Raw genomic sequence first — 11,418 nt, forward strand, 5'->3', positions numbered from 1 at the left:
ACCTCAGCGTGATGAGCCGGAACGGTTGCTGGAACGACCGACGTCAGGATCGAAGAAGTCGGGGATCTCGTGCTCGAAACTCTTCAGGTAGCGCGCATAGCTGGCCGTGGCCTGGTCGCCCAGGATCGGCAGGCGTGCGCCGGCCTGCTGGCCCGATGCCTGCAACCGCAGCAGGTTGCGGACGCTGTCGCCGTGCTGCGGGCGGGCGGTGGTGCTGGCTGGTACGTACGCAGGCGGCGGGGCTGGCGGCGCAGCCGTGGTATCGACCGTGGCCAGCGGCTGCGCGGACTGCACCGTGGGTGCCGGTGTCGTCCGCTCGCCCAGCATCTGTCCGGTCAGGGGGGACTGCGTGGATTGCGCCGATGCGTGCGGCGCCGACAGGGCAACGGCAAGGGTTGCCAGGGGCAGCACGGTGCGCAGCAGGGCGGACAGGGTCATGGGGTTCCCTCGTTGGCAGGGCGGGAGGAGCCGAAGCGTTCCAGCATGGACGGCGGCAGGTGCGCCGGATCGCGGTCGGTGGTGCTGTCGCGCCGGGCTTCCGCTGCCAGCCGCATGCTGCGCGCCGGCGTTGCCGTGGCGGTCGGCGGGGGCGGTGCCACGGCGGCGCTCTGGCGCTGCTGCAGGCGGCTGCGGATCTGCTGTGCCTGCTGCTGGATGCTGCGACGGGTCTCGTCGTTGAGGTTGGCCTGCTGCGCGAGCTGTTCGGCCGTGGCGGTGTCACCGCGCAGCAGCGCCCACAGCGACAGGTTGGCCGTGGCCTTGGCGTTGCCCGGGGTCAGTTCCAGCGCCTTGGCCAGCGGTTCGCGCGCCTGTTCGAACTGCCCGGCGCGCAGGCGTGCATAGCCCAGGTCGCCCAGGTAGTCGGTGTTCAACGGTTGCAGCTGGCTGGCGCGCGCCAGCGCCTGCTCGGCCGCGGCATCATCACCGGCATGGGCGGCAATCAGGCCCAACCCATGCGCGGCCGCGGCGGCTTGCGCGCCGTTGGCCAGTTGCTGGTACAGCGCGCTTGCGGCGGCGGTCTGCCCGGTTTCGCGAAGCGCGTCGGCCTGCAGCAGGCGCAGCGCGGGCAGGTCGCCGTAGCGCTGGCGGAACGCATCCACGTGCGCCAGCGAGGCGTACCACGCGCCCTGCTGCTGCATGCGCGAAATCAGTTCCAGATAGGTGTTGCGGCTGTCCTGCGGTGCCGGCGTGGGTTCGGCCAGTGTGGGGGTGTGCAGGTACTTGGCCGTGCTGGACGCACAGCCACTGGCCAGGGTGGCCAGGGCGAACAGCAGCAGGGCAGGGCGTGCAGCAGGCATGGACGTCATCCCATCTTCGACATGGTGGTGGCCAGCGCGACCAGCGCCGGGCCGGAAAGCACCAGCATCAGCGCTGGCAGCAGGGTCAGCATCATCACCACGGTCATCTTCACCGACAGCTTGCCGACCTTCTCTTTCAGGGTATTGCGGCGCTGCTCGCGCAGGCGCAGGCTGAACTGCTTCAACGGCTCCTGTACCGCGCCGCCGTGGGCATGCACCTGCAGGATTAGCTGCACAAGGCTGGACAGATCGTCATCGCCATACACTTCATTCAAGCGGCGCAGTGACTGCGCGCGGCTGCGGCCGTGGGTGTAGGCCACGTTGGCTTCCTGCAGTTCGCCGCCCAGCACCGGCAGTGCGTCGCGCAGCTTGTCGCCCAGGGTCTGCAGGCTCTGGTCCATGCTGAAACCCACGCCCTGCAGCAGGCGCAGCAGGTCGATCAGCAGCGGCAATTCGTTGTGCACGGCGCGCTGGCGGCGCTTCACCCAGGCGCCCAGCACGAACTTGGGCAGCAGCAGGCCGGCGGCCAGTGCGCCGACCACTACCATCACTTTGGCCAGCCCGTGTGCATCGCTGAGTGCGATTGCCAGTGCCACCACCACGGCCGCCAGCAGCAGGCGCAGGCCCAGGTAGATGGCCGTGCCGCGGCGGGTGTTCCAGCCGGCCAGATCCAGCAGCAGGCGGTCTTCGCTGGCCAGCAGTGCGGCTTCCAGGCGGCCGCCGCTCAGTTGCCGGCCCAGGCGTTCCAGCCAGCCCAGCGAATCGCGGCGGGTCGCTTCGGTCTCGGCATCACGGGGCTGCAGGGCGGTCTTCAGCGTGGCCTCACCACGTGCCTCGCGCTGCCCGCGCACCCAGCCCCCCAGGCCGAGCAGGGCGATGCCGGCGGCCAGCAGCAACAGCGCGCACATCCACCAGGTGTTGGCGCTCATGGTTCACCTCCGCTGGCAGTGCCTGTGGTCATAGCGATTTGGCCAGTCGGTACAGCAGGAAGGCGCCCACCAGCTCCAGGCCGACGGCCAGCGCCAGGATCTTGTGGCCCAGCGGGTGGTGCAGGATCGGCTGGAAGAAATCCGGGCTGGAAATGGCCATCAGCACGGCACTGGCCGGCGGTAGCAGGCCCAGCACCCAGGCCGACATGCGCGTTTCCGACGTGGTCGCCGCCAACTCCTGCTGTGCCTGTTCCAGATCGCGCATGAAGTCGCCCAGACGTTGCAGGATCTGGTCCGAACGCCCGCCGATACGCACGCTCACCCCGATCACCACCGCCAGCACTTTTAGCACGTCCATGCGGTAGGGCTGCGCGGCCAGTGACAGGGCGCGGTCCAGTTCCATGCCGCCGCGCGCGTAGCGCACCGTGGTGTCCAGCAGCTCGCGCAGGGGCGCGGCGGTCTGCGTGCTGGCCACCTGGAAGGCAGCCTGCAGGCTGTTGCCCAGGGCGGTCAGGCGCACCAGGTTGTCCAGGAAATCCGGCAGCTGATGCAGCAGCTTGGCCTGCAGCTTGCCGATGCGCCGCAGCAGCCACAGCCAGCAGCCGATCAGGTACAGGCCCAGGGTGAGCGGGAACATCCACGCGGTGCCCAGCCGCGCCACTGCGGTGGCCGACAGCACCAGACCGGGCACCAGCAGCAGCACCGGCAGTTTCCAGCCGGGCTGCAGGCCGGCCCGCTGCAGCAGTGGGTCCCAGGGCAGCGTCCGCCGGTTGCTGGCGGCAGCGGCCACGGGCGCGGGTGCGGCGCGGCCGCTGTCGGCGACCGGGCTGCCGGCGCCGCGGGCCAGCTGCTGTTCGGCATGCTGCAGCGAGGCCTGCCGCTGCTCGCGGCTGTGCGCGCTGCTCCACAGCCAGGCGGCCAGGCCCAGCAGCACCGAGACAATGCTCAACACCATCAGCAGCACGCCCGTGCCCATGCTTACAGGTCTCCGTACAGTGAATCGCGCAACTGCTGGCGGAAGGGCTCCAGCTTGTGCGAGTGCGGGTGGAAGCCGAGCCCGATCCAGCGATCGGTCTCGTGACCGTTGCCGTCGATCTGCACTTCGTGACGGAACATTTCCTGGGTGGTGATCAGGTTGTCGCTGACCCCGGTGATTTCGGTGATCGAGACCAGCACGCGGCGGCCACTGCCCAGCCGCGAGATCTGCACGATGAAGTCGATGGCGCTGGCGATCTGCCGGCGCAGGCTGTCTTCGCTGCCCTGGAAGCCGGCAAAACCGGCCAGCATCTCGATGCGGTACAGGCAATCGCGCGGGGTGTTGGCGTGGATGGTGGCCATCGAGCCATCGTGGCCGGTGTTCATGGCCTGCAGCATTTCCAGCACTTCGGCACCACGCACTTCGCCCACCACGATGCGGTCCGGGCGCATGCGCAGGCTGTTGCGCACCAGGTCGCGGATGCTGATCGCACCGTGGCCGTCGGCACCGCCGATGCGGCTTTCCAGGCGCACCACGTGCGGGTGGTTCAACGACAGTTCGGCGGTGTCTTCCACGGTGATCACCCGCTCGTTGGCCGGGATGTAGCTGGCCAGTGCGTTCAGCAGCGAGGTCTTGCCCGAACTCGTGCCGCCGGACACCAGGATGTTGCAGCGCCCCAGCACCATGGCTTTCAGCAGGGCCTGCATCGGTGCATCGAAGGTGCCCTTGGCCAGCAGTTCGTCCGGGGTGAACGGGTCCTTGCGGAACTTGCGGATGGAGACCATCGGGCCGTCCACCGCCAACGGCGCGATGATGGCGTTCAGGCGGCCGCCGTTGGGCAGGCGCGCATCCACCATCGGGTTGGAATCGTCCAGGCGGCGGCCCAGCGGGGCCAGGATGCGGCGCAGGATGCGCAGCAGGTGGGTATCGTCGGTGAAGCGCTGGGTGGCGCGCTTGAGCTGCCCGCCCTGCGAGACATGCACATCCTTGAAGCCGTTGATCAGGATGTCTTCGATGGTCGGGTCATGCAGCAGATCGTCCAGGGGTCCGAAGCCGGTCAACTCCTTCACCAGGCCTTCGGCCACCACCTGCATTTCTTCTTCATTGATGGGAATGCGCCATTCCTGGATGAAGCTGACCGTCTGCACCTGCACCCATCGGGCGATGGTGTCCGGCGCCCAGGAATCGATGTCGATGCGCTCGTCTTCAATGCTGTTGAGCAGGTGTTCGTGCGCGGCCGACAGCACCTTCTGGTACTGCTCGGTCTGCGCGAACGGCAGTACGCCCGGGGCCGCGTCGGGGGCGCTGGCACGGGCGAGGGCGTTCGGGAACAGGGTTACTTTGTCTTCCATTGCGATCCACCCAGGGCAAGGGCAAGTCTTTCCCGCAGGCCGTGCGGCTGCACCGGGCAGGCAGCAGGGTCCAGGCGCTGGACCAGCGGGGCGAGGGCGCGCAGGTACGGGTCGCGCGGGGCGTCCTGCAGCAGCAGATGGCCGTGGCTGGCTGCGGTGCGTACGCGCGAGCGTTCGGGCAGCGTGGCCAGCAGGGGCAGTTCGAAGCGTCGCGCAATCTGTTCCGGGCTCATGCCGGCGCTGTCGTCATGGCGGTTGATGACCAGCTGCAGGCGTTTTTCGCGGTCACGCTGACCGGAAAGATGCTTCAGCGCGTGGTCCAGCGACACCAGGGTGGCGATGGACGCATCGGCGATCAACCAGATCTCGTCGGCCTGTTCCAGCAGCAGCGGCGGCAGTTGCCGCAGCGGGCAACCGCCGGCATCGCACAGCACGCTGGCAAACACCCCGCGCAGGCGCTGCAGCAGGGCGCCGGGATCGGAGGGCGGCACCGCGTCGCTGCCGCTGGCGCGATCCAGCAGCACCAGGCCGCTGGTATGGCGCGCCATGGCCGTGCGCGCCAGCGTGGCATCGATGCGGCTGGCGTTGCGCAGGGCGTCTTCGTAGTGGAAACGGCTGTCCAGGTTCAGATACAGAGCCAGGTCGCCGGCCGGCTGCGCCAGCTCCAGCAGCAGGCCGTCCTGTGGGTGTGCTTCGCCCTGCGCCAGCAGATGGGTCTGCTGGGCCAGCACCGAAAGATGCGCGGCCAGGGTGCTGGTGCCCACGCCGGCGCGCACGCCCAGCAGCACGATCAGCCGTGCCTTGTGCGCCTGCTGCGGGGCGGCCGCCGTACGTGGCGAGAGCGCGCGCCGCAGCGCGGCTTCGATACCCGCGTTGTCGCTGTCCAGGTCCAGCACGTCGCGCAGCCCCGCGCGCAACGCCAGCACCACCCCTTCCACCTGACCGGCACTGGTCGAACCCACGGCCACCAGCACCAGCTCCGGCTGGGTCTGCTGCAGTTGCTGGGCCAGCACGGTGGACGCCGACGCATGCTCGGGCCGGAAGTCGAGTAGCACCAGATTCTGCTGCCCGCGTTGCAGGTCCTGCGCGGAGGTCGGCTGGGTACTGTCCTGCCAATGCAGCGCCGTGCCCGGCGGCAGCTTTGCGGCCAGGCGCGGCAGCAGATCGCGGTCCATGCCATACAGGACCAGGTTCATCGGCGGTCCGGCGGGATGCAGCGGCTGTGCGGTGGCATAGGGCATGGGGGTGTCCTTGCAGTGGCCGGTCAGCGCGAGAAGCCCGGTACCGGGTCGCGACTGATCGGGCCCAGCAGCCAGGCGCCCCATTCGGGCAGGTTCGGGCGTGCTTCCTGTTCGCCGGGCAGCGCCAGTTCGGTATTGCGCGCCAGCGGTTGCACCAGGCGCGGGGTCACGATGATCACCAGTTCCTTGTCCTGGCGCTTGTAGTCGAAGTTGCGGAAGAACGAGCCGATGATCGGCAGGTCGCCCAGCAGCGGAATCTTGTTCACCGTCGATGCCACGCTGGAACTGACCAGGCCGCCGATCACGAAGCTCTCGCCATCGCCCAGTTCCACCGTGGTATCGGCGCGGCGGGTGGTGATGGAAGGGATCTGCACGCCATCGAGCGCGATCGCGTTGCTGTAGTCCAGGTCGCTGGCTTCGGGTGCGACCTTCAGCGCAATGCGGTTCGGTGCCAGCACCGTGGGGGTGACGGTCAGGCCGATGCCGAAGGGCTTGTAGGTGATGGTGGTGGTGCCCAGGCCCTGCGGTTCCAGGATCGGCAGTTCGCCGCCGGCCAGGAAGCTGGCGCTCTGCCCGGAAAGCGCCACCAGCGTGGGTTCGGCCAATACGCGGGCCATGCCGTTGGCCTGCAGCAGGTCCACGTCGGCATTCCAGCGGTGCTTGGTGGAACCGAACACCAGGCGGAACGCGGAGGACAGCGGCGAATCATCCTCGTTGGCGCTGCCGCCTTCTTCCATGCCCGGCAGCAAGCCGGTGTCGCCGGGCAGGCGCCCGCCAGGGCGGGCGATGCCATAGGCGAACGAGCCATTCTTGTTCTGGAAGTTGATGCCGATCTGCTTCAGCGCGGTCTTGTTGAATTCCACCACCTTCACTTCCACCTGTACCACGCCGCCGCTGGCAATGGTGGAGGCATCGGCCAGCAGGCCGTCCTTGCCCAGGGCCATGGCGGCGGTCTTCTGCGCCTGCATGTGCGACAGCACGCTGTCGGTGCTTCCCTGCAGCAGGCCCTGCTGGTCCTGCTGGGTGAACGAAAGTCCGCTGTCGGCGGCGCCCGCAGCGCCCTGCACCGCGCTCTGCACGCGCACCTGCACGCGCTGCGGTTCGGCGCGCGCGCGGTGCCACAGCAGCAGCGTGGTGCTGCCCGGCGCCTTGCCGACCAGCAGGGCCTGGCGCTGCCCACGCAGCATCACGATGTCGGCCACGCCGGGGTCGGCAATGGCGACCCGTTCCAGATCGGCGGGCAGGGTCCACGGGCGCTGCTCACGTGCCTGCAGCACCAGATCGTCGGCAGCCAAGCTGGTGGCAGGCGCCAGCACCACCAGCAGCAGGGCCAGCCAGCGCTGGTGCAGTGATCGGGCTGGGCGGTGGCGGCGTTGGGTCATGGAGGCTCCGGAATCCGGTCAGAGGGAACCGCGGGGCGCAGCGCTATCGCCGCGGATGATTTCGATGCCGGCCGGGCGCGGCGCAGTGCGGCGCGGCGCGCTGGCACGGGCAGTGGGTGCGGCGGGGGCGCGTTCGGTCAGGCCCTTGCCGGCCAGTGCTTCGCCGTCCAGGCCGGCAAAGGCATTGTTCTCGGGGCGTTGCAGCGCCGCCTGCTGTTCGGCGTCCAGGCCGCGCACGGGATCGAGCACGCCCTTGGCCGGCGCGAACAGCGCCACATCGGGCAGGCCGGTGTCAGCAGGGTTGCGCAGCGCCAGGAACAGCTTGCCCTGCTGCGCGCCCAGCAGCAGCCGGTTCGCCTCGGCGACCGGCACGGCCAGCACCGCGCTGCGCGCCGGTTGGGTAGCCTCTGCGCTGCCCTTGCTGGTGCTGCTGGAACTGCCGGCGCCGGTGATGTCGGCCGCGCGCGGGTCGTTGTCGGCGGGCGTGGTCGCCGCCGCTTCCGCCGCAACGGGAACGATGTCCTGCTGGCCGTAGCTCAGCACCCGCAGCCGTGACAGCAGCAGGCGGGTCTGCGCCACGTCCTGTGTGCCATTGATCGCATTGTTGTTGCTGCGCAGGTTCATGAAGACATCGACGAAATCGCCGGGAAGAATGCGGTTGCCGGCGCCGACCAGTTCATCCACCGGCACCGCCAGCGCGCGCTCGCCAGGCCGCAGCTGCAGCGAGAACCCCTGCGCCAGCAGCCCCTGGCTGATCGCGCTGCCTTCGGCGATGTCCTGCACCGGCACCTTGCCGACCACCGCCGCCAGGTCCGTGGGGGCGCCGGGTACCGGCTGGGTGCGCTGGGCCAGGCGTACGCCGGCCGCTGTGATCGGCTCACCGGCGGGCAGACGGGCAATGGCTTCCACCACGGTAATGGTGGCGGCGCCGGGCTGGCTGGCAATCGGTGCGGCGGCCGGCGCGGTGGCGGGCGTGCGGCCCACAGCGAAGGCGACCAGGGCCAGCAGCACGGCCAATGCGATCAGCGCGATGGCGGCGATGCGGGTCAGCTTCAACATGATTCGCCTCTCCTGGTACGTGGGTCAGTTGCTGCCCAGATCGAGCTGGGCCACGGCACTGCTGCGGATCGGATCGCCCATCACCCAGCCGTACAGCGTGCCGGTGCCGGGCAGGAAGGGGTGGGCGGCATAGTCATAGCTGACCGTGACCGTCACGCATTGCGCGCTGGCCAGGCCGTTGCATGCGGCCAAGGGGGAGACGACGATGGCGCCGCTGCCGCCAGCGCTGCAATCCGGCTCCTGGCTGGAAAACTGCAGCAGCCACTGCATCGAGCGGCGTGCTGCAGTACAGGCGGCCACCCGGCGCTCGTTCGCGCTGGCATAGCGCAGCGATGCGCGTGCGCCTTCGGCCGACGCCGTTGCCAGCGTCTGCTGCGCGGCCATGATCATCACCCCGGAAAAGGTGAACATCAGCAGCGGGATCAGCCCGAGCATCAGCATCAGCGCGAATTCAATCGTGGCAGCGCCGTGTTGCCGGCGTGGCGCGCAGCGCTTCATGCGGCGCCTCCATAGGTGGTGACCAGAAGCCAGCCGATGGCCGCCAGGGCCAGATAGCTCGCGTAGGGCGCGCCCTTACGGCCCTGTCGTGCCTGCTGCATGTCGCGCAGGGCAGGGTGGGCCTGCCAGTGCTGCGCCTGCAGCGTTGCCGGCAGTCGCGGTGCCAGCAGCCGCGAGGCCACGACGATGCCAGCGTGCAGTCCCGCGGCCAGACTGGCGACGATCCAGACCGGCAACAGCGCCTGCCAGCCCAGCAGCAACCCCAGCACCGCGAAGAACTTCACATCGCCGGCGCCCATCATGCGCAGCAGATGGAACGGCAGCAGCGCCAACAAACCCAGTACCGCGCCCAGCAGGTGCGCCGCCAGCGGTTGCGGCGTGGCGGTCAGCTGGCTGGCCAGCAACCACGGCAGCGCCAGCACGCACGCCGCCAGCAGCCAGGCGTTGGGCACCCGACGGGCGTACAGGTCGCTGATCGCAACCCGCAGGCACAGCCCAATGGCCAGCAGTCCCAGCAGTGTCATCACGCACCCTCGTCGTCCATTACCCGCTTGTTCCGTCTGCCCCGGGCGCGGCATCGCGGTGCGATACCGGCACCGGGCCGGCGGCAGCTGCGCGATCGGTCAGCTGCCGGTGCCGCCGCTGGCCGAGCCGGCTGCGTTGGTCACCACGTTCTTGAGTGTGGTGAACAGCGTTTCGAAGAAATCGCGGATCTGGTCGTTGCCGACCGCCACCAGGATCCCGGCGATCACGGCGGCCAGCAGGCCGTATTCCAGCGCGGTAACGCCGTCTTCTTCTTTCAGGAACTTCTTGATGGAAGCGTTCATGACGGTGATCTCCCTCTACCTGTCAGATGGTGTTGCAGGGCACTGCATGGGTGGTGGCCCGGCTCCGCCGGGATCAACCCTGGGCCTTCGCCGTCCTGGCGGAGGAGGCCGGGCGGATGGTTCCGCCTGGCGCGTCTGCGAAGATCCGGCTCCCGGGGGACGGCATCGGCGCATACGCGCGCGCAGCCGGCCGGTCATGGCCGTCGTGCGTGCCTGTCGTTCTGCTGCGCATGTCCATCGTGTTCCCCCTGGGTGCGGCCGCTGCTGCAACGCCGGATCACCGTGCTATCGACTTTGCCTGAACGAGGGTGGGCTGCAACCGGAACCTATATGCAAATTCGGCAGATCCGGAATAATCATGAAGATTTCAGGCCGCTTTTGTGGTCGATATCCGTTGGCTGCCACAACGATTCACGAAAGTGCAGGTTGCGTGATTATGTGATGGCTGCATGCGAAAACTGTGCCATAACCCTGTTTATATTCAGGAATGAACGCGTTGGCCGCAACGAAAGTGTGATCTGTTTACGGACACCGATTATCGGGCATACTCCCATTCAAGGTTATGCGGTTTCCGATGGGCGGTATCTGTGAAGGCCGCCGTCGGCATGCACCAGGAGGTTCGTGGAGGCAGTACGCGCCCTGTAAGGCAGTGGGGGCGGTGCTGCGCGGCAAACCAACAGGGGAAGACACTGTCATGGTCGATGGTGGGGTGGCGGACGGCGCCGACAGCGGGCTCAGGTCAATCGACCTGGCCACACTCAGCGGTGTGCTGCGGGTGTGCGACGTGGAACTGCTGCTGCTGGATGGCAACGGTCCGCGCGCGGCATTCGCTTCGCGGGTGCACGAAGAAGCCTTGTTCTGCAGTCTGCACTGCGGCTTCCATTGCCGTGGCCGGTTCATGCTGCCACCGGACTGGGCCATGCTGGGGTATCTGCACACCACTGATGACACGCTCAGCTGGTGCCACGGCGTGCCGCTGGCGCCGGGCATGGCATTGACCATTCTTCCCGAAGGCATCAGCGAATTCACCCTGAGCCCCGGCACTCAGATGACCCTGATGCTGGTGCCGGTGGAGCGCGTGCAGCGCAAGCTGGCCGAGCTGAGCCTGCGCAGCACGCCGCCGGCGGGGCAGGCGCTTTCGTTGATCAACCTGGGCGCCGATGAACTGCCGCTGGCCCGGCATTATCACCAGCTGCACCAGCAGCTGGGCCAGGGCGGGGTGCTGCAGGCCGAAGAAACCGAGCGCCTGCTGCATGAGCACGTGCAGGCGCTGCTGGCCACCGGCCCCGGTGATCGCCCCGGGTGCAGCCGTGCGCGCCGCACCCATTACCTGATCGCGCAGCGCGCCGAGAACTTCATGCGGCTCAACCTGCGTCGCAATATATATATGAATGAAATCTGCGACGCCGCCGGGGTCAGCGAGCGCGGCCTGCGTTACGCGTTCGAGGATCTGTTTGGCACCTCGCCCAACCGCTACCTGTCGATGCTGCGGCTGTGCGCGGCCTGCCGCAGCCTGTCCATGGCCGATTCCAGTCGGCGTTCGGTGAAGGCCATCGCCCTGAGCTGCGGGCTGTGGGATCTTTCGCGGTTTGCAGATAATTACCGCAAGGTATTTGGCGAACTGCCGCGCGACACGCTGATGCGCGCACCGGCACAGATCGGCCAACCGGCCTGAGTTACTCCCTGCGTTGCTGAATACCCGGTTCTGCCGGTTTTGCATATCCGGCTGCCGAATCTGGCCGTCGTTTTGCCGGAATGCGCGATTGCCGTGCCGGAATGAAGTGCCCCGTGCGCGCGGAAAGGCGCGAAATGTCAGTCACCTGCCTTGCGGCACTCCACTGACTTTCAAGCTGTAC

Annotated in this window: 12 protein-coding genes; 1 reads left to right on the forward strand and 11 read right to left on the reverse strand. The window is 68.2% G+C overall.

Features of this window, described 5'->3' with window-relative positions; genetic code table 11:
- Nucleotides 1-3: 3 nt before the first annotated feature.
- From G4G00_RS09975 to G4G00_RS10025, 11 genes are all read right to left on the reverse strand, one after another.
- Nucleotides 4-438: a DUF3613 domain-containing protein gene (locus G4G00_RS09975; RefSeq protein WP_164273057.1), complete on the reverse strand. Its 435-nt coding sequence runs from the start codon at nucleotides 436-438 to the stop codon at nucleotides 4-6.
- Nucleotides 435-1,298: a Flp pilus assembly protein TadD gene (locus G4G00_RS09980; RefSeq protein WP_164273060.1), complete on the reverse strand. Its 864-nt coding sequence runs from the start codon at nucleotides 1,296-1,298 to the stop codon at nucleotides 435-437. Before G4G00_RS09980 ends, G4G00_RS09975 begins: the two co-directional genes overlap by 4 nt.
- Nucleotides 1,299-1,303: 5 nt before the next feature.
- Nucleotides 1,304-2,227 carry a type II secretion system F family protein gene (locus G4G00_RS09985; RefSeq protein ID WP_108753312.1) on the reverse strand — a complete coding sequence of 308 codons (924 nt, stop codon included), beginning with the start codon at nucleotides 2,225-2,227 and terminating at the stop codon, nucleotides 1,304-1,306.
- A 28-nt stretch (nucleotides 2,228-2,255) separates the two neighbouring features.
- Complete coding sequence (locus G4G00_RS09990; protein WP_164273063.1) at nucleotides 2,256-3,203, reverse strand: type II secretion system F family protein; 948 nt, start codon at nucleotides 3,201-3,203, stop codon at nucleotides 2,256-2,258.
- A 2-nt stretch (nucleotides 3,204-3,205) separates the two neighbouring features.
- Nucleotides 3,206-4,555 (reverse strand): CpaF family protein, encoded by a 1,350-nt coding sequence (locus tag G4G00_RS09995; RefSeq protein WP_164273066.1) that lies wholly within the window; start codon nucleotides 4,553-4,555, stop codon nucleotides 3,206-3,208.
- The gene (locus G4G00_RS10000; RefSeq protein ID WP_164273069.1) at nucleotides 4,540-5,796 is read right to left on the reverse strand and encodes a fimbrial protein; all 1,257 of its coding nucleotides are present in this window, start codon (nucleotides 5,794-5,796) and stop codon (nucleotides 4,540-4,542) included. Before G4G00_RS10000 ends, G4G00_RS09995 begins: the two co-directional genes overlap by 16 nt.
- A 23-nt stretch (nucleotides 5,797-5,819) precedes the next feature.
- Entirely contained in the window at nucleotides 5,820-7,178 is a 1,359-nt protein-coding gene (locus G4G00_RS10005) for a type II and III secretion system protein family protein (RefSeq protein ID WP_164273072.1), read from the reverse strand.
- A gap of 18 nt (nucleotides 7,179-7,196) precedes the next feature.
- A complete protein-coding gene (gene cpaB / locus G4G00_RS10010; protein ID WP_164273075.1) occupies nucleotides 7,197-8,237 on the reverse strand; it encodes a Flp pilus assembly protein CpaB in 1,041 nt (346 codons plus the stop codon).
- Between the two features lie 24 nt (nucleotides 8,238-8,261).
- The gene (locus tag G4G00_RS10015) at nucleotides 8,262-8,735 is read right to left on the reverse strand and encodes a TadE/TadG family type IV pilus assembly protein (RefSeq protein WP_108753307.1); all 474 of its coding nucleotides are present in this window, start codon (nucleotides 8,733-8,735) and stop codon (nucleotides 8,262-8,264) included.
- Nucleotides 8,732-9,259 (reverse strand): A24 family peptidase, encoded by a 528-nt coding sequence (locus G4G00_RS10020; RefSeq protein ID WP_164273078.1) that lies wholly within the window; start codon nucleotides 9,257-9,259, stop codon nucleotides 8,732-8,734. The genes G4G00_RS10015 and G4G00_RS10020 overlap by 4 nt, the downstream gene beginning before the upstream one ends.
- Nucleotides 9,260-9,358: 99 nt before the next feature.
- The gene (locus G4G00_RS10025; RefSeq protein WP_108749830.1) at nucleotides 9,359-9,562 is read right to left on the reverse strand and encodes a Flp family type IVb pilin; all 204 of its coding nucleotides are present in this window, start codon (nucleotides 9,560-9,562) and stop codon (nucleotides 9,359-9,361) included.
- Nucleotides 9,563-10,256: 694 nt separating this feature from the next.
- Here G4G00_RS10025 and G4G00_RS10030 point away from each other — a divergent pair.
- Nucleotides 10,257-11,237 carry a helix-turn-helix domain-containing protein gene (locus tag G4G00_RS10030; RefSeq protein WP_108753304.1) on the forward strand — a complete coding sequence of 327 codons (981 nt, stop codon included), beginning with the start codon at nucleotides 10,257-10,259 and terminating at the stop codon, nucleotides 11,235-11,237.
- The last annotated feature ends 181 nt before the right edge of the window (nucleotides 11,238-11,418 follow it).

The organism is Stenotrophomonas sp. B1-1 (assembly GCF_010894375.1).
Lineage (GTDB): Bacteria > Pseudomonadota > Gammaproteobacteria > Xanthomonadales > Xanthomonadaceae > Stenotrophomonas.

Bases quoted from the DNA above. Each gene is read 5' to 3' on its own strand.
- G4G00_RS09975 (WP_164273057.1), bottom strand. From the start codon at position 438: ATGACCCTGTCCGCCCTGCTGCGCACCGTGCTGCCCCTGGCAACCCTT.
- G4G00_RS09980 (WP_164273060.1), bottom strand. From the start codon at position 1,298: ATGCCTGCTGCACGCCCTGCCCTGCTGCTGTTCGCCCTGGCCACCCTG.
- G4G00_RS09985 (WP_108753312.1), bottom strand. From the start codon at position 2,227: ATGAGCGCCAACACCTGGTGGATGTGCGCGCTGTTGCTGCTGGCCGCC.
- G4G00_RS09990 (WP_164273063.1), bottom strand. From the start codon at position 3,203: ATGGGCACGGGCGTGCTGCTGATGGTGTTGAGCATTGTCTCGGTGCTG.
- G4G00_RS09995 (WP_164273066.1), bottom strand. From the start codon at position 4,555: ATGGAAGACAAAGTAACCCTGTTCCCGAACGCCCTCGCCCGTGCCAGC.
- G4G00_RS10000 (WP_164273069.1), bottom strand. From the start codon at position 5,796: ATGCCCTATGCCACCGCACAGCCGCTGCATCCCGCCGGACCGCCGATG.
- G4G00_RS10005 (WP_164273072.1), bottom strand. From the start codon at position 7,178: ATGACCCAACGCCGCCACCGCCCAGCCCGATCACTGCACCAGCGCTGG.
- cpaB (WP_164273075.1), bottom strand. From the start codon at position 8,237: ATGTTGAAGCTGACCCGCATCGCCGCCATCGCGCTGATCGCATTGGCC.
- G4G00_RS10015 (WP_108753307.1), bottom strand. From the start codon at position 8,735: ATGAAGCGCTGCGCGCCACGCCGGCAACACGGCGCTGCCACGATTGAA.
- G4G00_RS10020 (WP_164273078.1), bottom strand. From the start codon at position 9,259: ATGACACTGCTGGGACTGCTGGCCATTGGGCTGTGCCTGCGGGTTGCG.
- G4G00_RS10025 (WP_108749830.1), bottom strand. From the start codon at position 9,562: ATGAACGCTTCCATCAAGAAGTTCCTGAAAGAAGAAGACGGCGTTACC.
- G4G00_RS10030 (WP_108753304.1), top strand. From the start codon at position 10,257: ATGGTCGATGGTGGGGTGGCGGACGGCGCCGACAGCGGGCTCAGGTCA.